The following is a 19,572-nucleotide window of genomic DNA, read 5'->3' on the forward strand; positions in this document are numbered from 1 at the left end:
TGCGTCTCCTCTGTTCATTGGCGGTGAACGGCGCCATCCGGCGCCGTGCCATCAAATCTAGACGCTTTCCCGCAGGCCGGGACGCCGCCTCAGGCGGTGAGGTGTTTCACGCCGTCCTGGGTGCCGAGCAGCAGCAGGTCGGCCGGGCGCGCGGCGAACAGGCCGTTGGTGACCACGCCGACGATGTTGTTGATCTGCTCTTCGAGCTGCACCGGGCTGTCGATTTGCAGGTTGTGCACGTCGAGGATGATGTTGCCGTTATCGGTCAGCACGCCCTCGCGGTAGACCGGGTCGCCGCCCAGTTTCACCAACTGGCGCGCCACATGGCTGCGGGCCATGGGGATGACTTCCACCGGCAGCGGGAAGGCGCCGAGCAGCGGGACCAGCTTGCTCCCGTCGGCGATGCAGATGAAGGTCTTGGCCACGGCGGCGACGATCTTCTCGCGGGTCAGCGCCGCGCCGCCGCCCTTGATCAGTTCGAGGCGCTCGTTGCTCTCATCGGCACCGTCGACGTAGAACTCGAGGTCGCCAACGCTGTTCAGGTCATACACCGGGATGCCGTGGCCCTTGAGGCGCTGGGCGGTGGCCTCGGAACTGGCCACGGCGCCATCGAAGGCCATCTTGTGCTGGGCCAGCAGGTCGATGAAGAAGTTGGCGGTGGAGCCGGTGCCGACGCCGATGATGCTCTTCTCATCGAGCTTGGGGAGGATGACGTCGATGGCGGCCTGGGCAACGGCCTGCTTGAGCTGGTCCTGGGTCATGCTGTGGGGTCCGAATGGAGGAGAGTCGAGGGCGCGGATTATAGCCGGTCGGCCGGGTAAAACCCCGCAATCTCTGTGGTCGCCCGACGAATCCCTGGGGTAGACTCGCGCTTCCCGTGAAATGCCCGCCAGTGAAGCCGCGATGCTTGAAGAATACGTGAAGAAGACCCTGACCTCGCGCGTCTACGACGTCGCCGTGGAAACGCCCCTGCAGCCCGCCCGTCAGCTCACCGAGCGCCTGGGCAACCAGATCCTGCTCAAGCGCGAGGACCTGCAGCCGGTCTACTCCTTCAAGATTCGCGGCGCGTACAACAAGATCGCCCAGCTGTCCCGCGAGGAACTGGCGCGCGGCGTGGTCACCGCTTCGGCCGGCAACCATGCCCAGGGCGTGGCCCTGGCGGCGCGCGAGCTGGGCGTGAAGGCGACCATCGTGATGCCGCGCACCACGCCGGAACTGAAGGTGCAGGGCGTGCGTGCCCGCGGCGGCAAAGTGGTGCTGCACGGCGACGCCTTCCCCGACGCCCTGGCCCACTCGCTGAAGCTGGTGGAAGAGAAGGGCTACGTCTACATCCACCCCTACGACGACCCGGAAGTGATCGCCGGCCAGGGTACGGTGGCGATGGAAATCCTCCGCCAGCACCCCGGCCGCCTGGACGCGATCTTCGTCCCGGTGGGCGGTGGCGGCCTGGTGGCGGGCATCGCCGCCTTCGTCAAATACCTGCGTCCCGAGGTGAAGGTGATCGGCGTCGAGCCGGATGACTCCAATTGCCTGCAGGCCGCCCTGGCTGCCGGCGAGCGCGTGGTGCTCGGCCAGGTCGGACTGTTCGCCGATGGCGTGGCGGTGGCGCAGATCGGCCAGCACACCTTCGATATCTGCAAGCGGTACGTGGATGAGGTGATCACCGTCAGCACCGACGAAATCTGTGCGGCGATCAAGGACATCTACGACGATACCCGCTCCATCACCGAACCCGCCGGCGCCCTGGCGGTGGCCGGGATCAAGAAGTATGTCGAGCGCGAGGGCGTGCGTGACCACACCCTGGTGGCGATCGACTCCGGCGCCAACATCAACTTCGACCGGCTGCGCCACGTGGCCGAGCGTGCCGAGCTGGGTGAAAAGCGCGAGGCGATCATCGCCGTGACCATCCCGGAGCGCCCTGGCAGCTTCAAGGCCTTCTGCGAGGCCATCGGCAAGCGCCAGATCACCGAATTCAACTACCGCTACAACACCGACGCCGAGGCGCACATCTTCGTCGGTGTGCAGACCCACCCGGAAACCGACCCGCGCGCGGCGCTGGTGGACAACCTGCGTGCCCAGGGTTTCCCGGTGCTGGACCTGACCGACAACGAACTGGCCAAGCTGCATATCCGCCACATGGTGGGTGGCCATGCGGTGCGTATCAGCGACGAGTTGGTCTTCCGCTTCGAGTTCCCCGAGCGTCCGGGCGCGCTGTTCAACTTCCTCCACAAGCTGGGCGGCCGTTGGAACATCACCATGTTCCACTATCGCAATCACGGCGCCGCCGACGGCCGCGTGGTGGCTGGGCTGCAGGTGCCGGCGGAAGAGCGCGGCCAGGTGCGCGAGGCACTGGATGCCATCGGCTACCCCTATTGGGATGAGAGCGACAACCCTGCTTACCAGCTCTTCCTCGGCTGAGCGGGGCGTCGCTGCGGCGGAGCGGGCGGCTGCTAGGCTTTGACTCAGCCGCCCACGCCTGACAAGGACCCGTTTCATGGAAAACTACCTGCTGTTGCGTATCCTCCACGGCCTGGCCACCCTGCTGTTCTTCGGCGGGCTGGCGGGGCTGGCCTGGTACGGCTGGCGCAACTTTCGCTCTGGCGATGCCGACCTGCTCGGGTCCAGCCTGCGGCGCATCCTGCTGATCGGCGTACCGTTGCTGATTCTGGTCGGCGCGTCGCTGCCGGTCAGCGGTTGGTGGATGGTCGACCTGGCAGGCCTGCCGCTTGGCCAGACCTGGTTGCTGGGTGGCGCCATCCTTTATCTGTTCGGCTGCATTGCCTGGCTGCTGCTGTTCGGCCGCATCGCGCGGCTGCGGGAACAGGCGCTCGCCGAGGGCGGGCCGGCGGCCGGTCCGGTGCGACGCAGCCTGAAGTTCGGCGCCGTGTATGGCGCGTGCGGTCTGCTGCTGTTTCTCGCCGTGCTGGCGCTGATGCTGGCCAAACCGCTCTGAGGCGCGGCGCCAGGCTCGCATGACCCTCTACTTCCTCCTCAAGACTGTCCATGGCCTGTTGGCCGCCGTGCTGCTCGGTACGATGGCGGTCGGGTTGTTCTTCGCCCATCGGGCGCGCAAGGTCGGAGACCCCCAACAGGTCGCCATGACCTTTTCCTCGCTTGTGCGGCTGGATCTCTGGTTCATCGCCAGTTCCGCCATGCTGTTGCCGCTGACCGGCCTGGCACTGGCCAAGGTGGGTGGATGGCCCGTGGGCCAGCTCTGGTTGCTGTGGAGTACCGGGCTTTACCTGTTGGCGGCGCTCTGCTGGCTACCGCTGTTCTGGCTCCAGGTACGCATCCGCAATCGGGCGCGCCGGGCTCTGCGGGACGGCCAGCCGCTCGCGCCGGCGATTGCGGCTTATCTGGTCTTACGCACTTGGCTGGCGGTATTTCTGCTGGGGGTGCTGGTGGCGGTCTACGCGCTGATGGTGATCAAGCCGCTCTGAGCGGCTGCGCACGGCAGGACCTAGCGCAGGGAAATCACCGGCCAGCCGCGCCTCTCTGCTTCGGCGCGGAGTTTCGGGTCAGGGTCCACCGCCACCGGGCGGGTCACCTGCTCCAGCAGCGGCAAGTCGTTCAGCGAGTCGCTGTAGAAGCTGCTGTCCTCCAGGCTGAAGCCGGTCTCTCCCAGCCAGCGGGCGAGTCGGGTCACCTTGCCTTCGCGGAAGCACGGCACATCGGTGGTGCGGCCGGTGTAGCGGCCGCCGGCCATCTCGCATTCGGTGGCCAGCAGGGTTTCAACGCCCAGGCGCCGGGCGATCGGCGCGGTGACGAAACGGTTGGTGGCGGTGATGATCAGCAGCTTGTCGCCGGCGGCGCGGTGCTCGGCCAGCAGGGCCTCGGCCTTGGGCAGGATGATGGGTTCGATGCAGTCGCGCATGAACTCGCGATGCCATTGGTCGAGTTGTCCCATCTCGGTGCGGCCAAGGATCTCCAGGCTGAAGTTGAGGTAGTCGCGGATCTCCAGGCGACCCGCCAGGTAGTCCTGGTAGAACGCATCGTTGCGCGCCTTGTAGGCAATCCCGTCGAGGATGCCGCGCTCGCAGAGGTAGTCGCCCCAGGCGTGGTCGCTGTCGCCGCCCAGCAGGGTATTGTCGAGGTCGAAAAGAGCCAGGCGCACGTCGTGATTCCTGCAGGGAGGCTTCGAAGGGCGGCCAGAATAGCCGCTTTCAATGGGGCTGCCCATCACGAGAAAGGCTCGCGTTGCTGCGTTTGCGGGCTTTATGGAACAATGCCGGAACATGCGTTTGCGAGGTTGAGTGCCGTGATCGATTCCGATGGTTTCCGCCCGAATGTCGGCATCATTCTCGCCAATGATGTCGGGCAGGTGCTTTGGGCCCGGCGTATCAATCAGGATGCCTGGCAGTTCCCGCAAGGCGGGATCAATCCGCGGGAGACGCCCGAAGAGGCACTTTTCCGGGAGTTGAACGAAGAAGTCGGCCTGGAAGAGCAGGATGTGAAGATTCTTGCCTGCACCCGCGGCTGGTTGCGCTATCGTCTGCCCCAGCGCCTGGTGCGCACCAACAGCCAGCCGTTGTGCATCGGCCAGAAACAGAAGTGGTTCCTGCTGCGTTTGCAGTCGGATGAGAACAAGGTACGGATGGACCTGACCGGCAAGCCGGAGTTCGACGGCTGGCGATGGGTCAGTTACTGGTACCCCCTGGGCCAGGTGGTGACATTCAAGCGTGAAGTCTATCGCCGCGCCCTGAAGGAACTAGCACCGCGCCTGCTGGCGCAAGACTGACCCGGAGAAAGGCAGCCTAGCCATGCTCAACACGCTGCGCAAGATCGTTCAGGAAGTGAACGCCGCCAAGGATCTGAAGGCGGCGTTGGCGATCATCGTGCAGCGGGTCAAGGAGGCCATGGGCAGCCAAGTCTGCTCGGTCTACCTGCTGGACCCGGAATCCAACCGTTTCGTGCTCATGGCCACCGAAGGCCTGAACAAGCGCTCCATCGGCAAGGTCAGCATGGCCCCCAACGAAGGCCTCGTCGGCCTGGTGGGCACCCGCGAGGAGCCGCTGAACCTCGAGCACGCCGCCGACCACCCCCGCTACCGCTACTTTGCCGAAACCGGCGAAGAACGCTTCGCCTCCTTCCTTGGCGCGCCGATCATCCACCACCGCCGGGTGATGGGGGTATTGGTGGTGCAGCAAAAGGAGCGCCGTCAGTTCGACGAGGGCGAGGAAGCCTTCCTCGTCACCATGAGTGCGCAGCTCGCCGGCGTGATCGCCCATGCCGAAGCCACTGGCACCATCCGTGGCCTGGGCCGCCAGGGCAAGGGTACCCAGGAAGCCAAGTTCGTCGGTGTTCCCGGGGCCCCGGGCGCCGCCGTGGGCACGGCGGTGGTGGTGCTGCCGCCGGCCGATCTGGAAGTGGTGCCCGACCGTGCGGTGGATGACATCGAAGCCGAGGTCGAACGCTTCAAGCAGGCCCTGGAGGCGGTGCGCGAAGACATGCGCCGGCTCTCCAGCAAGCTGGAAACCCAGTTGCGGCCCGAAGAACGCGCCCTCTTCGACGTCTACCTGATGATGCTCGACGACGCCTCCATCGGCCTGGAGGTCAAGCGTGTGATCCGTACCGGCCAGTGGGCCCAGGGCGCCCTGCGCCAGGTGGTGATGGAACACGTCACGCGCTTCGAACTGATGGACGATGCCTACCTCCGCGAGCGCGCCTCCGACGTCAAGGATCTCGGTCGCCGCCTGCTCGCCTACCTGCAGGAAGAGCGCAAGCAGAACCTGGTCTACCAGGAGAACACCATCCTGGTCAGCGAGGAGCTGTCCCCGGCCATGCTCGGCGAAGTGCCGGAAGGCAAACTGGTGGGCCTGGTCTCCGTGCTGGGCTCGGGTAACTCCCACGTCGCCATCCTCGCCCGTGCCATGGGCATCCCCACCGTGATGGGCGTGGTCGACCTGCCGTATTCCAAGGTCGACGGCATCGACATGATCGTCGACGGCTACCACGGCGAAGTCTTCACCAACCCCTCGCCCGAGCTGCGCAAGCAGTACAGCGAAGTGGTGGAAGAGGAACGTCAGCTGGTCAAGGGGCTGGATGCCCTGCGCAGCCTGCCCTGCGAGACCCTCGACGGCCATCGCATGCCGCTCTGGGTGAACACCGGCCTGCTCGCCGACGTGACCCGCGCCCAGGAGCGTGGCGCCGAAGGCGTCGGCCTGTACCGCACCGAAGTGCCGTTCATGATCAACGAGCGCTTCCCCAGCGAAAAAGAGCAGCTCGCCATCTACCGCGAGCAGCTCGCCGCCTTCCACCCGCTGCCGGTGACCATGCGTACCCTGGACATCGGCGGCGACAAGGCGCTGTCCTATTTCCCCATCAAGGAAAGCAACCCCTTCCTCGGCTGGCGCGGAATCCGCGTCACCCTCGACCATCCGGAAATCTTCCTGGTCCAGGTGCGAGCCATGCTCAAGGCCAGTGAAGGCCTGGAAAACCTGAAGATCCTGCTGCCGATGATTTCCGGCATCCATGAGCTGGAAGAGGCCCTGCACCTGATCCACCGCGCCTGGGGCGAAGTGCGCGACGAGGGGGTGGATATCCCCATGCCGCCGATTGGGGTGATGGTGGAGATCCCCGCCGCCGTGTACCAGACCAAGGAGCTGGCGCGGCAGGTGGACTTCCTCTCGGTGGGCTCCAACGACCTGACCCAGTATCTGCTGGCGGTAGACCGCAACAACCCGCGCGTCGCCGACCTCTACGACTACCTGCATCCGGCGGTGCTGCAGGCGCTGAGGAAGGTGGTGGGCGACGCCCACGCCGAAGGCAAGCCGGTGAGCATCTGCGGCGAGATGGCGGGCGATCCGGCTGCGGCCGTGCTGCTGCTGGCCATGGGCTTCGACAGCCTGTCGATGAACGCCACCAACCTGCCTAAAGTGAAGTGGCTGTTGCGCCAGGTCACCCTGAGCAAGGCCAAGGAACTGTTGGAGCAGCTGATGGCCATCGACAACCCGCAGGTCATCCACAGTTCGTTGCATCTCGCCCTGCGCAACCTGGGGCTGGGCCGGGTGATCAACCCGGCGGCGACCATCCAGGCCTGAGGTCGGGGCGCGAGTTCGGATCATCCGGGTCCAGGACCGGATGAAGAGGTCCCAATCGGTTCGCCTGAGCGCAGGATGCTTATGGACAAGCTCGAACACCTCGACCAGTGCTATGGCACCACCCGCGAAGAGATCGAGCGCACCCTGCGCTTCGCCCTGGACATCGTCAGCGACGGCATCTGGGACTGGAACATCCGCACCAACCACGTCAAGCGCAGCCCGGGCTGGTACTCCATGCTCGGCTACCCGACGGACAGCCTGCCGGAGGATGTGGACACCTGGCGCTCGGTGATCCATCCGGGTGATTTCGAGCGGGTCATGCGCGGCTTCCAGGCTTACGTGGAGGGTGAAAGCCTGATCTACGCCGAGGACTACCGCTGTCGATGCCGGGACGGCAGCTACCTGTGGATCAGCGATCACGGACGCTTCGTCGAGTTCGACGAAAGCGGTCAGCCGACGCGGATGATCGGCGCCCATCGCAATATCCACCAGCGCAAGATGGCCACCCTGGAGCTGCAGAACAAGAACCAGGAGCTCCTGGCGCTCAATCGCCAATTGGAAACCCTGGTGGCTGCGCGCACCGAAGCCCTACGCCAGGCCAACGAGGCGCTGGCCCGGCAGGTAGCCACCGCCATGCGCCTGAGCGAGACCGATCCTTTGACCCAGGTGTCCAACCGTCGTCACTTCGAGCGCTGCCTGCACACGGAGTGGCAGCGCTTCCAGCGCCACGGCCATGCCACCGCGCTGCTGATGTTCGACTTGGACCATTTCAAGCGCATCAACGACAGCCACGGCCACCCCATCGGTGACCGTGCCCTGATGGCGGTCAGCCGCGCGATCCGCGCGGCGCTGCGGGAGGAGGACTGTTTCGCCCGCTGGGGCGGCGAGGAGTTCATCGCCCTGTTGCCGGATACCGGGCTGGAGGCGGCGCTGCAATTGGCCGAGCGCCTGCGCGTGCTGGTCGGTGAGTCCGATCCCGGTCTGCCGTCGCGGCTCACGGCCAGTTTCTCGGTAGCGGCCATGCAGCCGGGGGAGGGCATCGAGTCCTTGCTCAAGCGCCTGGATGATGGGCTGTACCGTGCCAAGCAACGGCGTGATTGCATTGAGGCTTGCTGAGGCTGTGTAGGTGATGTGAACGGTGTGCAGCGCAGGTGCCCGGTCAAGCCGGACCGAGCGCCCTCGTAGGCGGGGGCTGAGCTTGCGAAGCCGCGATGCCGGGGCTGTTGGGCCTCGCTGCGCTCGGCGCCAGCCGACGGAATCCCGGACAGTGAATGAAAAAGCCCGCCGGCTGGCGTAATGCTGTTCACATAAGCATTTGAGCTGCAGCCGAGGCTCCCCGAGAATCCGATGCCAGACCTCTGGCATCGGATTTTTTATGTCCTTTCAACAGCAGTTGCTCGACCTGGGCGAGTTGTTCAACTTCTCCGACTTGAGCACTTTCACCCAAAACATCCCGATCGAGTGGGTGGCGTCGGCGCTGGACCTTTCTGCCCAGGCCACCATCCGCCGCCGGCGCCTGCCCAGTGATCAGGTGCTCTGGCTGGTGCTCGGCATGGCCTTGTTCCGCGACGAGCCGGTCCATGAGGTGGCGCGGCGCCTGAACATCTGCGCCCAGGGTCTGGCCTCCGGCCACCTGCTGGCCAGAAGTGGGGTCACCGAGGCACGCAAACGGCTGGGGGCCGATCCGGTTGAATGGCTGTTTCGCCAGACGGGTCAGCAATGGGGGTGTGAGCGCTATGACGGCGATAGCTGGCAGGGCCTGCAGGTGTTGGCGGTGGATGGTGCACTGCTGCGCACCCCGGATACACCCGAACTGCGGGAGCATTTCGGCTCTGGCAATACCGCCACTGACCGTCAGACGCCGTTCCCCATGCTGCGGCTCGTGGCCCTGATGAATGTGCGCTCGCACTTGATTCTGGATGCCCAGCTGAGCCCATACCGGCGCAGTGAAATGCGCTTGGCCGATGCCTTTGTGCAGCAGATTCCCGACCATTCGGTGACCTTGTTCGACAAGGGGTTCTGGAGCGCCGATTTGCTGTTGGGGTTGAACAAGGGCGGTGACCACCGACATTGGTTGATCCCGGCCCGCCAGGGCCTGGTCAGCGAGGAAGTGACGCGTTATGGCAAAGGGGATCGCCTGTTGCGCATGAAGGTGTCGCCCCAGGCGCGAAACCGTAACCCGAACCTACCCACGCACTGGGAGGTGCGCGAGGTCAGCTACGAAGTCCAGGGCAAGGTAAAAACCGTTCTGACCTCGCTGCCGGCCGAGCGCTACAGCGCCAAGGCGGTCGCCACACTGTACCGGGAGCGCTGGGAGATCGAACTGGGTTTCCGGAACATCAAGAGTTCCCTGCAGCAGAATGCGGTGACCCTGCGCAGCAAGGTCAAGGCGTTGGTCTACCAGGAGGTCTGGGGATTGTTGCTGGCCTACAACATCATCCGCCGTGAGGCCGGTCAGGCGGCAGTCGCCTTCGGCCGCTCACCCGCCGACATCCGCTTCAAGCCGGTGGCTCACTATATCGCCGTGCAATTGATCGTGATGGCGGCGGCCAACCCGATTTCGGCCACGGGCCGTCGCCTGTCGGAGTTGCGAGCCGGTATTGGCGGACTGTTTCTGGATCACCGCCCCAAGCCATCAAGACCCAGGACGGTAAAGATTTCCAAGACCCGCTACCCGGTGGACCGCAAGGCTGCTCCGCTTAAGTGAACAGCATTACGCCGATGCGGGGCTTTTTCATGGGGGTGGGATCAACCTTCGAAGATGATCCGCCCGTCCACCAGGGTGTAGCGCACCTTGCCCGGCAGGCAGTGGCCGATGAAGGGGCAGTTATCGCCCCTGGAATTCCAAGTCTCGCCAGCCAGGGTGCAGGCCTGCGGGTCGAACAGTACCAGGTCGGCCGGCGCGCCCACCGCCAGACGGCCGGCAGGCAGGCGCAGGGCGCGGGCCGGACCGGCGGTGAGCCGGGCCAGCAGGGTGGGCAGGTCGAGCAGACCGTCCTGCACCAGGGTCATGGCCAGCGGCAGCAGCAGTTCCACGCTGCTGATGCCGGGCTCGGTGGCGCCGAAGGGCGCGAGCTTGGCATCCGCCTCGTGAGGTTGGTGATGGCTGGCGATGGTGGAGATCACGCCGCTCTTCACCGCCTCGCGAAGGCCATCCCGATCGGCGCGGGTGCGCAGCGGCGGTTGCACGTGGTAGAGGCTGGAGAAATCGATCAGCGCCTCGTCGGTGAGGATCAACTGGTACATGGCCACGTCGGCGGTGACCGGCAGGCCACGGGCCTGGGCCTGGGCGATCAGCTCGGCGCCACGGGCGCTGGTGATCTGGCTGAAGTGGGCGCGCACGCCGCTCTGCTCCACCAGCAGCAGGTCGCGGGTCAGGGCCACGGTCTCGGCGGTTTCCGGGATGCCGGCCAGGCCGAGGAAGCTGGCCGTGGGGCCTTCGTGGGCAAGGCCGCCTTCGGCGAGTGAGGCGTCCTGGGAGTGGAAGACCACAGTCAGGTCGAAGGTGGCGGCGTATTCGAGGGCGCGGCGCTGCACGCGGTTGCTGGCGAAGCTGGCCAGGCCGTTGCCGAAGGCCACGCAGCCCACGTCACGCAGGGCTACCAGTTCGGACAGTTGCTCACCGGCCAGGCCCCGGGTCAGGGCGCCGATGGGAAAGACCTTGGCGTGGCCGGCCTCCTGGGCGCGGTCGAGGATGAGTTCCGCCACGGCCGGGGTATCCAGCACCGGGCGGGTCAGGGGGGGGCAGCAGAGGCTGGTGACGCCGCCGCTGACGGCCGCCAGGGTTTCGCTGGCGATATTGCCCTTGCGGCTGTAGCCGGGCTCGCGCAGGGCGACGGACAGGTCCACCAGGCCGGGCGCGGCCACCAGGCCGTTGGCGTCCAGGGTCTTGTCCGCGGCAAAGCCGGCCGGCGCCTGGCCGAGGGCGGCGACCTTGCCGCCTTCGAGGAAGAGGTCGGTGACCTGGTCGTGGCCGCTGGCCGGGTCGATCAGGCGGGCGCCGAGGATATGGATACGCATCAGTTCAGCTCCTCGGCTTCCTGGTTCAATTGGCGTTGCGCGGCCTGGCCGCTCATGGCCATGGAGAGCACGGCCATGCGCACGGCGATGCCGTAGGTGACCTGGTTGAGGATCACCGATTGGGCGCCGTCGGCCACCGCGGATTCGATCTCCACGCCCCGGTTGATCGGTCCCGGGTGCATGACGATGGCGTCCGGCTTGGCCAGCGCCAGGCGCTGGGTGCTCAGGCCGTAGAGTTTGTAGAACTCGCCCTCGCTGGGCAGCAGGCCGCCCTGCATGCGCTCGCGTTGCAGGCGCAGCATGATCACCACGTCGACATCCTTGAGGCCCTCGGCAAGGTCGGTGTAGACCTTCACCCCGTACTGCTCGACACCCACCGGGATCAGGGTTTTCGGGCCGATCACGCGGATGTCCGGGCAGCCCAGGGTGCGCAGGGCGAGCATGTTCGAGCGGGCCACGCGGGAGTGCAGGATGTCGCCGACTATGGCCACCGAAAGGTTTTCGAAGCCGCCCTTGTGACGGCGGATGGTGAGCATGTCGAGCATGCCTTGGGTCGGGTGCGCGTGGCGGCCGTCGCCACCGTTGATGATGGCCACCTCCGGGCTTACGTGCTCGGCGATGAAGTGGGCCGCGCCGGAGTCGGCGTGGCGCACCACGAACATATCGGCGGCCATCGCCTCCAGGTTGCGCAGGGTGTCGAACAGGGTCTCGCCCTTGCTGGTGGAGGAGGTGGAAACATTGAGGGTGATGACGTCCGCGGACAGGCGCTGAGCCGCCAGCTCGAAGGTGGTGCGGGTACGGGTGGAGTTCTCGAAGAACACATTGCACACCGTCTTGCCTCGCAGAAGCGGGACTTTCTTCACTGCGCGGGCGCCGACTTCGAGAAAGGAGTCAGCGGTGTCGAGGATTTCCGTCAGCAGCTCGCGGGGCAGACCGTCGAGCGAGAGGAAGTGGCGCAGCTGGCCCTGGTCGTTGAGCTGCAGCGGGCGCTTGGCGTCTGTCGGCATGGGGCAGGCCCTGAAAGGTTACGGGAATTCGGAAGGGTCAGGCGGGTGAAGCGAGGTCCTGGCGCTCGAGGGTGAGCGGCGTGGGGCCGAGCAATTTTACCCGTTCCGTGGCGCCCAGGGACAGGGTCGCGCCGACCACGTCGGGGCGTACCGGCAGCTCGCGGGCGTTGAGGTCGAGCAGGCAGACCAGGGTTACGCTGGCCGGGCGGCCGTAGTCGAAGAGCTCGTTGAGGGCCGCGCGAACGGTGCGTCCGCTCATCAGCACGTCGTCAATCAGCACCAGGTGCTGGCCCTCGATCTCGAAGGGCAGTTCGGACGGGCGCACCTGCGGGTGCAGCCCGCTCTGGGTGAAGTCGTCGCGATAGAAGGACACGTCCAGGGTGCCCATGGGGCTGGTCTCGCCCAGTTGCTCCAGCAGGGCCTGGGCGACCCAGATACCCCCGGTGCGGATGCCGATGTAGCGGGGCTCAACGATGTTGCGGGCCTTGAGATGGGCTTGCAGGTCGCTGGCCATCCGCGGCAGCAGTTCGGCGGGGTTGGGCAGGGTCATCGGCGGTCCTCGCGTTCTGGATTCAGGAAGTTGCGCTGTTCTCGGCCAGCCAGCCTTCCAGCAGCAGGGCGGCGGCCAGGGCGTCCACCGGGCGCTCGCGGTAGCCGTCGCGTTGGCCCTGGGCCAGGCGTTGGCCCTTGGCCTCGAAGGTGGTCAGGCGTTCGTCGTGGGTGAATACCGGCAGGTTGAAGCGGCCATTCAGGCGACGGGCGAATTTTTCCGCGCGCGCGCTCATCTCGCTGGGCGTGCCATCCATGTTCAGCGGCAGGCCGACGACTATCGCGTCGGGCTGCCATTCGCGGATCAGCGCTTCCACCTGCTGCCAGTCGGGCACGCCGTTCTGGGCTTTCAGCACCTTCAGTTCGCGGGCCTGGCCGGTCACCGCCTGGCCGACGGCGACGCCGATCTGGCGGGTGCCGTAGTCGAAGCCAAGCAGCAGGCGCAGGGGTTTTGCGTCGGTCATCAGGCGTGCCCGGCCTGGGCGGTGAGCAGGCTGAGGTTGACACCCAGGCGCGCGGCGGCGGCCGCGAGGCGTTGCTCGGACGGGGTGTCGAAGAGGATGGACAGGTCCGCCGGGCAGGTCAGCCAGGCGTTATCGCTGAGTTCGGCTTCCAGCTGCCCGGCATCCCAGCCGGCATAGCCGAGGGCTACCAGGCTCTTCTGCGGGCCGCCGCCGTCGGCGATGGCGAAGAGCACGTCCTGAGAGGTGGAAAGCGCCAGCTCGCCCAGTTCCAGGGTGGCCTGGAAGCTGTGGCCGGTGGGGTGCAGGACGAAGCCCCGGTCGGTCTGTACCGGGCCGCCGGAATAGATGGGCAGGCCCTGGCAGCGCGCGGGTGGGCTGGCTTCCGGTCGTAGTTGTTCAAGCACGTCGCTCAGGCTCAGGCCGTTGGGGCGGTTGATCACCAGGCCCATGGCGCCCTGCTCGTTGTGTTCCACCAGGTAGGTGACGGTCTGGGCGAAGTTGGGATCGGCCATGTGCGGCATGGCGATCAGGAAATGGTGCTTGAGGTAGCTCGGTGCGCTTTTCATGTGGGCTAGTTTCAGGCTTAAGGCGGAAGGCTTCAAGCGGTACGGCGGCCGACGCCGGAGTCCTGGTTGAAGCCTAGAGCCTATATCGGTCGGCTGCCGTCAGTTGCTCGACAGGCGGTCGCCACGTTCGAAACGCCAGGTGCGGATGATCTCCAGGCGGTCGATGTCCGCCAGGTCGCCGGTGAAGGGCGCGAAGGGCGCGGCGAGACGGACGATGCGCATGGCGCCCTGGTCCAGCACCGGCTGGCCGGAGGACTCCAGCACCTGCACTTCGTAGAGGGTGCCGTCGCGATTGATCGAGACCAGCAGCCGCAGGTTGCCGTAGATGCGCTGACGGCGGGCCTCGTCCGGGTAGTTGAGGTTGCCGATGCGCTCGATCTTCTTGCGCCACTCCTCCTTGTACCAGGCGCCCTTGTCGCGCATGGTCGAGGCGGCATTGAGGCGGTGGATACGCGGGCGCTTGGCGTAGAGCTGGCGCTCCTTGTCCAGTTCCGCCTCGAGGCTGGCGATTTCGGCGGAGAGCTGCGAGCTGTCGAAGGTGGGCGCCGGCGCCGCTTCGGGCTGGGGCCTGGTCTGCTCACGCTTGACCGTGGTCTTCTGCGGTTGCGGGGCCTTGGTCGCCACGGCGGCCTTGGGCGCTTCCTTCTTCGGCGCCTGGGGCGGGGTGGCAGGGGGCGTGGTCTTGCGGATTTCCTTGTCCTGGAAGGGGGCCTGCTCGGTGGTCTTGGGCGTGGCCTTGTGCTCCAGGGTGCCGCTGCCCTGCTGGTTGGCCTGGGCGAGGAAATCGGCCTTCTTCGGTTGCTCCTCGCTCTTGAAGGTGGCGAGGGTGATTTCCAGTGTCTTGCTGATCTGCTGCGGGTCGCCGACGGTGAAGCCGACGCCGAGGATCAGCGCGACGTGCAGGGCGGCGGCGAGAAACAGGGTAAAGCCCAGCCGATCCGCCGGGCGTACGCCGGCGGACAGTTGGGAAGTGGTGTTCACGGCTGCGTTCATCGCCAGTCAGCTTGCTTCAGATAGCGGCGCAGTCTGCCGAAGCGAGGCTGTGAGCTGCAAGCGACAAGCGCCAAGCTGTTACCTGCTTCAAGGTTGTTGCTGGCGGCCGGTCGCTTTCAGCTTGGCGTCGATGGCATCCATCAGGCGCTCGCCAATGCGCGTGTCGTAGGCCTTGTCGATCTCCCGGATGCAGGTCGGGCTGGTCACGTTGATCTCGGTGAGGTGCTCGCCGATCACGTCCAGCCCGACGAACAGCAGGCCTTTCTCCCTCAGGGTCGGGCCCACGGTGGCGGCGATCTCGCGGTCGCGCTCGGTCAGCGGACGGGCCTCGCCACGGCCGCCGGCAGCCAGGTTGCCACGGGTCTCGCCGGCGGCGGGGATGCGTGCCAGGCAGTAAGGCACCGGCTCGCCGTCGATCATCAGGATGCGCTTGTCGCCGTCCTTGATCGCCGGCAGGTAGCGCTGCGCCATGATCTGCTGGCTGCCGTGCTGGGTCAGGGTTTCGAGGATCACCGAGAGGTTCGGGTCGCCGGCGCGGTGGCGGAAGATCGAAGAGCCCCCCATGCCATCAAGGGGTTTGAGAATGATGTCACGCTGTTCTTCGGCAAACTCGCGCAGAATGTCCGCTCGTCGGCTGACCAGGGTCGGCGGCGCGCACTGGGGGAACAGGGTGGCGAAGAACTTCTCGTTGCAGTCGCGGAGACTCTGCGGGCGGTTGACCACCAGCACGCCGGCCCGTTCGGCCTGCTCCAGCAGGTAGGTGGAGTAGACGAATTCGTTGTCGAACGGGGGGTCCTTGCGCATCAGGATCACGTCAAGGTCGGAAAGCGGCGTGTCGGTTTCGCCGTCCAGTTCGAACCAGTGGTCGGGATCGAGAAATACCTTCAGAGGGCGCATGCGCGCGCGAGCTTCACCGTTTTTCTGGTATAGGTCCTGCTGTTCCATGTAGAACAGCGACCAGCCGCGCTCCTGGGCCGCCAGCAGCATGGCCAGGGAGCTGTCCTTCTTGAAGGAGATTTGCGCAATGGGGTCCATGACGATCCCGAGGCGAACGCTCATGGGGGGTCTCCGCAACAGGTTTCAAGGGGCGCGCCAGACACGGCGGGCCGGTTGGATAAGGCGCTCAGGGTGGCGCCGGCATTGATTGCGGTCAAGGGAAAAACCTTCCCTGGAAGGGGAGGAATCACAGATGCGGGGGCGTGTAGCTTGCGTCTGGAGACTGTGCTAAAAAGGCCCGACGATTGGGTCGCAGCCCATCGGTTGCAGGGCCTCAGGCACATATATAAAGCAGAATAACGACTCACCGAGGCGATGGTAGGGCGAACATGGAACAGCATTCCGAGGGTTTGAAGGTCATGGTGATCGACGATTCGAAGACGATTCGTCGCACCGCCGAGACTTTGCTCAAGAAGGTGGGGTGCGAGGTCATCACTGCAGTCGATGGTTTCGATGCCTTGGCCAAGATCGCCGATTCCCACCCGAACATCATCTTCGTCGACATCATGATGCCGCGCCTGGACGGGTATCAGACCTGTGCCCTGATCAAGAACAACAGTGCTTTCAAGTCCACCCCGGTGATCATGCTGTCCTCCAAGGACGGCCTGTTCGACAAGGCCAAGGGTCGCATCGTCGGTTCCGATCAGTACCTCACCAAGCCCTTCAGCAAGGAAGAGCTGCTCGGCGCGATCAAGACTCACGTCCCTGATTTCACCCCGGTGGAGCAAGCCTCCTGAAGTCCGGCCTTGATGGCCGGTGAAGCCTTTCCGTATGGGGAACACCATGGCTCGTATTCTGATTGTTGATGACTCGCCGACTGAGATGTACAAGTTGACCGCCATGCTCGAAAAGCATGGCCATCAGGTACTCAAGGCCGAGAACGGCGCCGATGGCGTGGCCCTGGCCCGCCAGGAGAAGCCGGACGCCGTCCTGATGGACATCGTGATGCCCGGTCTCAACGGCTTCCAGGCGACCCGTCAACTGACCAAGGACGCCGAAACCAGCCATATTCCGGTGATCATCGTCACCACCAAGGACCAGGAAACCGACAAGGTCTGGGGCAAGCGCCAAGGCGCCAAGGACTACCTGACCAAGCCGATCGAAGAAGACACCCTGATCAAGACGCTGAACGCCGTACTGGCCGGCTGACTGCCGCGCCAGGCCCCGAACCATAACTATTACAAGCAGGCCAAGGCCGGTCGCCATGTCGGACTCACAGACTCCCTTCCAGCTCCTCTTCGCGATCGACCAGCGCTGCCGTGCGCTGGCGGCGGGCCTGCCTGCCCAGCAACAGGTGGTGCAGAGCTGGAGCGGCATCGGATTCCGCATGGGCGAGCGCCTGTTCGTGGCCCCCATGGGGGAGGTTTCCGAAGTGCTGCATGAGCCGCGCTTCACCTCGCTCCCCGGCGTGAAGACCTGGGTCAAGGGCGTTTCCAACGTCCGTGGCCGGCTGCTGCCGATCATGGACCTGTGCGGTTTCTTCGGCAGCGACCTGTCGCCCTTGCGCAAGCAGCGCCGGGTCCTGGTGGTGGACCACCAGGAGATATTCGCTGGCCTGGTGGTCGACGAAGTCTTCGGCATGCAGCATTTTCTGGTGGACGCCTTCAGCGAGGAGCTGCCTCCGCTGGAGGCCAGCATCCAGCCTTTCATCCATGGCGTCTTCCATCGCGAGCAGCCCTGGCTGGTATTCAGCCCGCATGCGCTCGCGCAGCACCAGGCGTTCCTCGAGGTCGCTGTCTAGGTTCGACGCGGGGCGCGCGGCGCTCCGTACGGGTCTCCGGCGGCGAAGCTCCGGGGGCCGTTGCTTCAAGGTTGGGCCGGCCTTGCCGGCCCTTTGGCGTTACATGGGAATACAGTGGTTGGTCCAGGCGGGGGCCCGATAATGAAAAGACTGAACGCAGGCAATCTGTTTTCCGGGGTGCGCAGCACATCGCTGATCGCCGGACTCTTCGTGGTCCTGATCATCGCCATGGTGCTGCTGTTCGCGAACTTCGCGTACCTCAATACCCAGGCGAACCATGACAAGGAATACATCAGTCACGCCGGCGAGCTGCGCGTGCTGTCCCAGCGTATCGCGAAGAACTCCAGTGAAGCCGCGGCGGGCAAGGCCGAGGCCTTCGCCTTGCTGAAGGACGCGCGCAACGACTTCGACCAGCGCTGGAATTTCCTGCTGAAAGGCGACGCTTCCACCAGCCTGCCCGCCGCGCCCGATGCCGTGAAGGCCGAGATGGACGCCGTGCAGAAGGACTGGGAAAGCCTGCGCAAGAACGCCGACGCCATCCTTACCAGCGAGCAGACCGTACTTTCCCTGCACCAGGTAGCCGCCACCCTGGCCGAGACCATTCCGCAGCTGCAGGTCGAGTACGAGGAAGTGGTGGACATCCTGCTGGAAAGCGGCGCCCCCGCCAGCCAGGTGTCCGTGGCCCAGCGCCAGTCGCTGCTGGCCGAACGTATCCTCGGCTCGGTGAACAAGGTGCTGGCCGGCGACGAGGACTCGGTGCAGGCCGCCGACATGTTCGGTCGCGACGCCAGCCTGTTCGGCCGCGTCCTGAACGCCATGCTCGAAGGCAACGCGGCGATGGAGATCACCAAGGTCACCAACACCGAAGCCCTGGAGCGCCTGCAGGAGATTTCCGAGCTCTTCGAATTCGTTTCCGGCTCGGTGGACGAGATTCTCGAAACCTCGCCCGAACTCTTCCAGGTCCGCGAGTCCGCCAACACCATCTTCACTGGCTCCCAGACCCTGCTGGACAAGGCCTCCGGCCTGACTACCGGTTTCGAGAACCTGGCCGGCGGCCGTGGCCTGAATACCCTCGCCGGCTACGTACTGGGCGCCATCGCCCTGGGCGCGATCATCCTCATCGGCCTGGTGATGGTACAGAGCACGCGCAACCGACTGGCCGAGACCGCGGCGAAGAACGAACGTAACCAGGCCGCGATCTTGCGTCTGCTCGACGAGATCGCCGACCTCGCCGACGGTGACCTGACCGTGGCCGCGACCGTGACCGAGGATTTCACCGGTGCGATCGCCGACTCCATCAACTACTCCATCGACCAGCTCCGCGAACTGGTGGAAACCATCAACCTGACCGCCGTGCAGGTGGCCGCCGCCGCCCAGGAAACCCAGGCCACCGCCATGCACCTGGCCGAGGCATCCGAGCACCAGGCACAGGAAATCGCCGGCGCGTCCGCCGCGATCAACGAAATGGCCGTGTCCATTGACCAGGTATCGGCGAACGCCTCGGAATCCTCGGCGGTAGCGGAGCGTTCCGTAGCCATCGCCAACAAGGGCAACGAAGTGGTGCACAACACCATCACCGGCATGGACAACATCCGTGAACAGATCCAGGACACCTCGAAGCGGATCAAGCGCCTCGGTGAGTCGTCCCAGGAGATCGGTGACATCGTGAGCCTGATCAACGACATCGCCGACCAGACCAACATCCTCGCCCTGAACGCCGCTATCCAGGCGTCCATGGCCGGCGACGCGGGCCGCGGCTTCGCCGTGGTGGCGGACGAAGTACAGCGCCTCGCGGAACGTTCCTCCGCCGCGACCAAACAGATCGAGGCCCTGGTGAAGACCATTCAGACCGACACCAACGAGGCGGTGATCTCCATGGAGCAGACCACCTCCGAAGTGGTCCGCGGCGCCCACCTGGCGCAGGACGCCGGTGTGGCCCTGGAAGAGATCGAGAAGGTATCCAAGACCCTTGCGGCGCTGATCCAGAACATCTCCAACGCCGCTCGTCAGCAGGCGTCCTCTGCCGGCCACATCTCCAACACCATGAACGTGATCCAGGAGATCACCTCGCAGACCTCCGCCGGTACCACCGCTACCGCGAAGAGCATCGGCAACCTGGCGAAGATGGCCAGCGAGATGCGCAAGTCGGTTTCCGGCTTCAAGTTGCCGGAAGCCCAGGACATAGCCTGAGCAGGG

20 protein-coding genes are annotated in these 19,572 nt (G+C 65.4%); 11 read left to right on the plus strand and 9 right to left on the minus strand.

Annotated features, from left to right (window positions below; all coding sequences use genetic code 11):
• Positions 1-89 precede the first annotated feature (89 nt).
• Complete coding sequence (rpiA, locus tag PJW05_RS01545) at positions 90-761, minus strand: ribose-5-phosphate isomerase RpiA (RefSeq protein ID WP_271410192.1); 672 nt, start codon at positions 759-761, stop codon at positions 90-92.
• A gap of 142 nt (positions 762-903) precedes the next feature.
• Between rpiA and ilvA the strand changes: the two genes are divergently transcribed.
• From ilvA to PJW05_RS01560, 3 genes are all read left to right on the plus strand, one after another.
• Positions 904-2,418 carry a threonine ammonia-lyase, biosynthetic gene (ilvA, locus tag PJW05_RS01550; protein ID WP_271410193.1) on the plus strand — a complete coding sequence of 505 codons (1,515 nt, stop codon included), beginning with the start codon at positions 904-906 and terminating at the stop codon, positions 2,416-2,418.
• Between the two features lie 76 nt (positions 2,419-2,494).
• On the plus strand, positions 2,495-2,953 hold the full coding sequence (locus PJW05_RS01555) for a DUF2269 family protein (RefSeq protein WP_271410194.1): 459 nt from the start codon (positions 2,495-2,497) through the stop codon (positions 2,951-2,953).
• A 19-nt stretch (positions 2,954-2,972) separates the two neighbouring features.
• Positions 2,973-3,440: a DUF2269 domain-containing protein gene (locus PJW05_RS01560; RefSeq protein WP_271410195.1), complete on the plus strand. Its 468-nt coding sequence runs from the start codon at positions 2,973-2,975 to the stop codon at positions 3,438-3,440.
• Positions 3,441-3,460: 20 nt separating this feature from the next.
• On the opposite strand, the gene PJW05_RS01565 is transcribed toward PJW05_RS01560, so the two are convergent.
• Complete coding sequence (locus PJW05_RS01565) at positions 3,461-4,114, minus strand: HAD family hydrolase (protein ID WP_271410196.1); 654 nt, start codon at positions 4,112-4,114, stop codon at positions 3,461-3,463.
• A 144-nt stretch (positions 4,115-4,258) separates the two neighbouring features.
• On the opposite strand from PJW05_RS01565, the gene PJW05_RS01570 reads away from it, so the two are divergent.
• From PJW05_RS01570 to PJW05_RS01585, 4 genes are all read left to right on the plus strand, one after another.
• Complete coding sequence (locus PJW05_RS01570) at positions 4,259-4,738, plus strand: RNA pyrophosphohydrolase (RefSeq protein ID WP_028629542.1); 480 nt, start codon at positions 4,259-4,261, stop codon at positions 4,736-4,738.
• A 22-nt stretch (positions 4,739-4,760) separates the two neighbouring features.
• Positions 4,761-7,040, plus strand: a complete 2,280-nt coding sequence (gene ptsP / locus PJW05_RS01575; protein WP_271410197.1) for a phosphoenolpyruvate--protein phosphotransferase — start codon at positions 4,761-4,763, stop codon at positions 7,038-7,040.
• An 81-nt stretch (positions 7,041-7,121) separates the two neighbouring features.
• Positions 7,122-8,156, plus strand: coding sequence for a sensor domain-containing diguanylate cyclase (locus tag PJW05_RS01580; RefSeq protein WP_271410198.1), 1,035 nt, complete (start codon positions 7,122-7,124; stop codon positions 8,154-8,156).
• A gap of 259 nt (positions 8,157-8,415) precedes the next feature.
• Entirely contained in the window at positions 8,416-9,747 is a 1,332-nt protein-coding gene (locus PJW05_RS01585) for an IS4 family transposase (protein ID WP_271410199.1), read from the plus strand.
• Positions 9,748-9,788: 41 nt separating this feature from the next.
• Here PJW05_RS01585 and PJW05_RS01590 read toward each other — a convergent pair whose 3' ends face one another.
• From PJW05_RS01590 to gshB, 7 genes are all read right to left on the minus strand, one after another.
• Positions 9,789-11,060 carry a dihydroorotase gene (locus PJW05_RS01590; protein WP_271410200.1) on the minus strand — a complete coding sequence of 424 codons (1,272 nt, stop codon included), beginning with the start codon at positions 11,058-11,060 and terminating at the stop codon, positions 9,789-9,791.
• Entirely contained in the window at positions 11,060-12,067 is a 1,008-nt protein-coding gene (locus tag PJW05_RS01595) for an aspartate carbamoyltransferase catalytic subunit (RefSeq protein ID WP_271410201.1), read from the minus strand. Before PJW05_RS01595 ends, PJW05_RS01590 begins: the two co-directional genes overlap by 1 nt.
• Before the next feature lie 37 nt (positions 12,068-12,104).
• Positions 12,105-12,617 carry a bifunctional pyr operon transcriptional regulator/uracil phosphoribosyltransferase PyrR gene (gene pyrR / locus PJW05_RS01600; RefSeq protein WP_271410202.1) on the minus strand — a complete coding sequence of 171 codons (513 nt, stop codon included), beginning with the start codon at positions 12,615-12,617 and terminating at the stop codon, positions 12,105-12,107.
• 22 nt (positions 12,618-12,639) lie between these two features.
• Complete coding sequence (ruvX, locus tag PJW05_RS01605; protein WP_271410203.1) at positions 12,640-13,080, minus strand: Holliday junction resolvase RuvX; 441 nt, start codon at positions 13,078-13,080, stop codon at positions 12,640-12,642.
• Positions 13,080-13,646: a YqgE/AlgH family protein gene (locus PJW05_RS01610; protein ID WP_271410204.1), complete on the minus strand. Its 567-nt coding sequence runs from the start codon at positions 13,644-13,646 to the stop codon at positions 13,080-13,082. The genes ruvX and PJW05_RS01610 overlap by 1 nt, the downstream gene beginning before the upstream one ends.
• Before the next feature lie 99 nt (positions 13,647-13,745).
• Positions 13,746-14,639: an energy transducer TonB gene (locus PJW05_RS01615; RefSeq protein WP_271410205.1), complete on the minus strand. Its 894-nt coding sequence runs from the start codon at positions 14,637-14,639 to the stop codon at positions 13,746-13,748.
• Positions 14,640-14,726: 87 nt separating this feature from the next.
• Complete coding sequence (gene gshB / locus PJW05_RS01620) at positions 14,727-15,698, minus strand: glutathione synthase (protein ID WP_271410206.1); 972 nt, start codon at positions 15,696-15,698, stop codon at positions 14,727-14,729.
• A 266-nt stretch (positions 15,699-15,964) separates the two neighbouring features.
• Between gshB and pilG the strand changes: the two genes are divergently transcribed.
• The 4 genes from pilG to PJW05_RS01640 all read left to right on the plus strand — a co-directional run bounded on the left by pilG (position 15,965) and on the right by PJW05_RS01640 (position 19,566).
• Positions 15,965-16,372, plus strand: coding sequence for a twitching motility response regulator PilG (gene pilG, locus PJW05_RS01625; RefSeq protein WP_003455569.1), 408 nt, complete (start codon positions 15,965-15,967; stop codon positions 16,370-16,372).
• A gap of 46 nt (positions 16,373-16,418) precedes the next feature.
• Positions 16,419-16,784, plus strand: a complete 366-nt coding sequence (pilH, locus tag PJW05_RS01630; protein ID WP_271410207.1) for a twitching motility response regulator PilH — start codon at positions 16,419-16,421, stop codon at positions 16,782-16,784.
• Positions 16,785-16,839: 55 nt separating this feature from the next.
• The gene (locus tag PJW05_RS01635) at positions 16,840-17,376 is read left to right on the plus strand and encodes a chemotaxis protein CheW (protein WP_271410208.1); all 537 of its coding nucleotides are present in this window, start codon (positions 16,840-16,842) and stop codon (positions 17,374-17,376) included.
• Positions 17,377-17,517: 141 nt separating this feature from the next.
• Positions 17,518-19,566: a methyl-accepting chemotaxis protein gene (locus tag PJW05_RS01640; protein WP_271410209.1), complete on the plus strand. Its 2,049-nt coding sequence runs from the start codon at positions 17,518-17,520 to the stop codon at positions 19,564-19,566.
• Positions 19,567-19,572: the final 6 nt, after the last annotated feature.

Origin of the sequence: Pseudomonas sp. Q1-7 (assembly GCF_028010285.1) — a bacterium.
In the GTDB taxonomy this organism is placed as follows: Bacteria; Pseudomonadota; Gammaproteobacteria; order Pseudomonadales; family Pseudomonadaceae; genus Metapseudomonas.

Excerpts from the sequence above, each read along its gene's own strand:
- rpiA (WP_271410192.1), bottom strand. The coding sequence starts at position 761 with ATGACCCAGGACCAGCTCAAGCAGGCCGTTGCCCAGGCCGCCATCGAC.
- ilvA (WP_271410193.1), top strand. The coding sequence starts at position 904 with ATGCTTGAAGAATACGTGAAGAAGACCCTGACCTCGCGCGTCTACGAC.
- PJW05_RS01555 (WP_271410194.1), top strand. The coding sequence starts at position 2,495 with ATGGAAAACTACCTGCTGTTGCGTATCCTCCACGGCCTGGCCACCCTG.
- PJW05_RS01560 (WP_271410195.1), top strand. The coding sequence starts at position 2,973 with ATGACCCTCTACTTCCTCCTCAAGACTGTCCATGGCCTGTTGGCCGCC.
- ptsP (WP_271410197.1), top strand. The coding sequence starts at position 4,761 with ATGCTCAACACGCTGCGCAAGATCGTTCAGGAAGTGAACGCCGCCAAG.
- PJW05_RS01580 (WP_271410198.1), top strand. The coding sequence starts at position 7,122 with ATGGACAAGCTCGAACACCTCGACCAGTGCTATGGCACCACCCGCGAA.
- PJW05_RS01585 (WP_271410199.1), top strand. The coding sequence starts at position 8,416 with ATGTCCTTTCAACAGCAGTTGCTCGACCTGGGCGAGTTGTTCAACTTC.
- PJW05_RS01590 (WP_271410200.1), bottom strand. The coding sequence starts at position 11,060 with ATGCGTATCCATATCCTCGGCGCCCGCCTGATCGACCCGGCCAGCGGC.
- PJW05_RS01595 (WP_271410201.1), bottom strand. The coding sequence starts at position 12,067 with ATGCCGACAGACGCCAAGCGCCCGCTGCAGCTCAACGACCAGGGCCAG.
- pyrR (WP_271410202.1), bottom strand. The coding sequence starts at position 12,617 with ATGACCCTGCCCAACCCCGCCGAACTGCTGCCGCGGATGGCCAGCGAC.
- ruvX (WP_271410203.1), bottom strand. The coding sequence starts at position 13,080 with ATGACCGACGCAAAACCCCTGCGCCTGCTGCTTGGCTTCGACTACGGC.
- PJW05_RS01610 (WP_271410204.1), bottom strand. The coding sequence starts at position 13,646 with ATGAAAAGCGCACCGAGCTACCTCAAGCACCATTTCCTGATCGCCATG.
- PJW05_RS01615 (WP_271410205.1), bottom strand. The coding sequence starts at position 14,639 with ATGAACGCAGCCGTGAACACCACTTCCCAACTGTCCGCCGGCGTACGC.
- gshB (WP_271410206.1), bottom strand. The coding sequence starts at position 15,698 with ATGAGCGTTCGCCTCGGGATCGTCATGGACCCCATTGCGCAAATCTCC.
- pilG (WP_003455569.1), top strand. The coding sequence starts at position 15,965 with ATGGAACAGCATTCCGAGGGTTTGAAGGTCATGGTGATCGACGATTCG.
- pilH (WP_271410207.1), top strand. The coding sequence starts at position 16,419 with ATGGCTCGTATTCTGATTGTTGATGACTCGCCGACTGAGATGTACAAG.
- PJW05_RS01635 (WP_271410208.1), top strand. The coding sequence starts at position 16,840 with ATGTCGGACTCACAGACTCCCTTCCAGCTCCTCTTCGCGATCGACCAG.
- PJW05_RS01640 (WP_271410209.1), top strand. The coding sequence starts at position 17,518 with ATGAAAAGACTGAACGCAGGCAATCTGTTTTCCGGGGTGCGCAGCACA.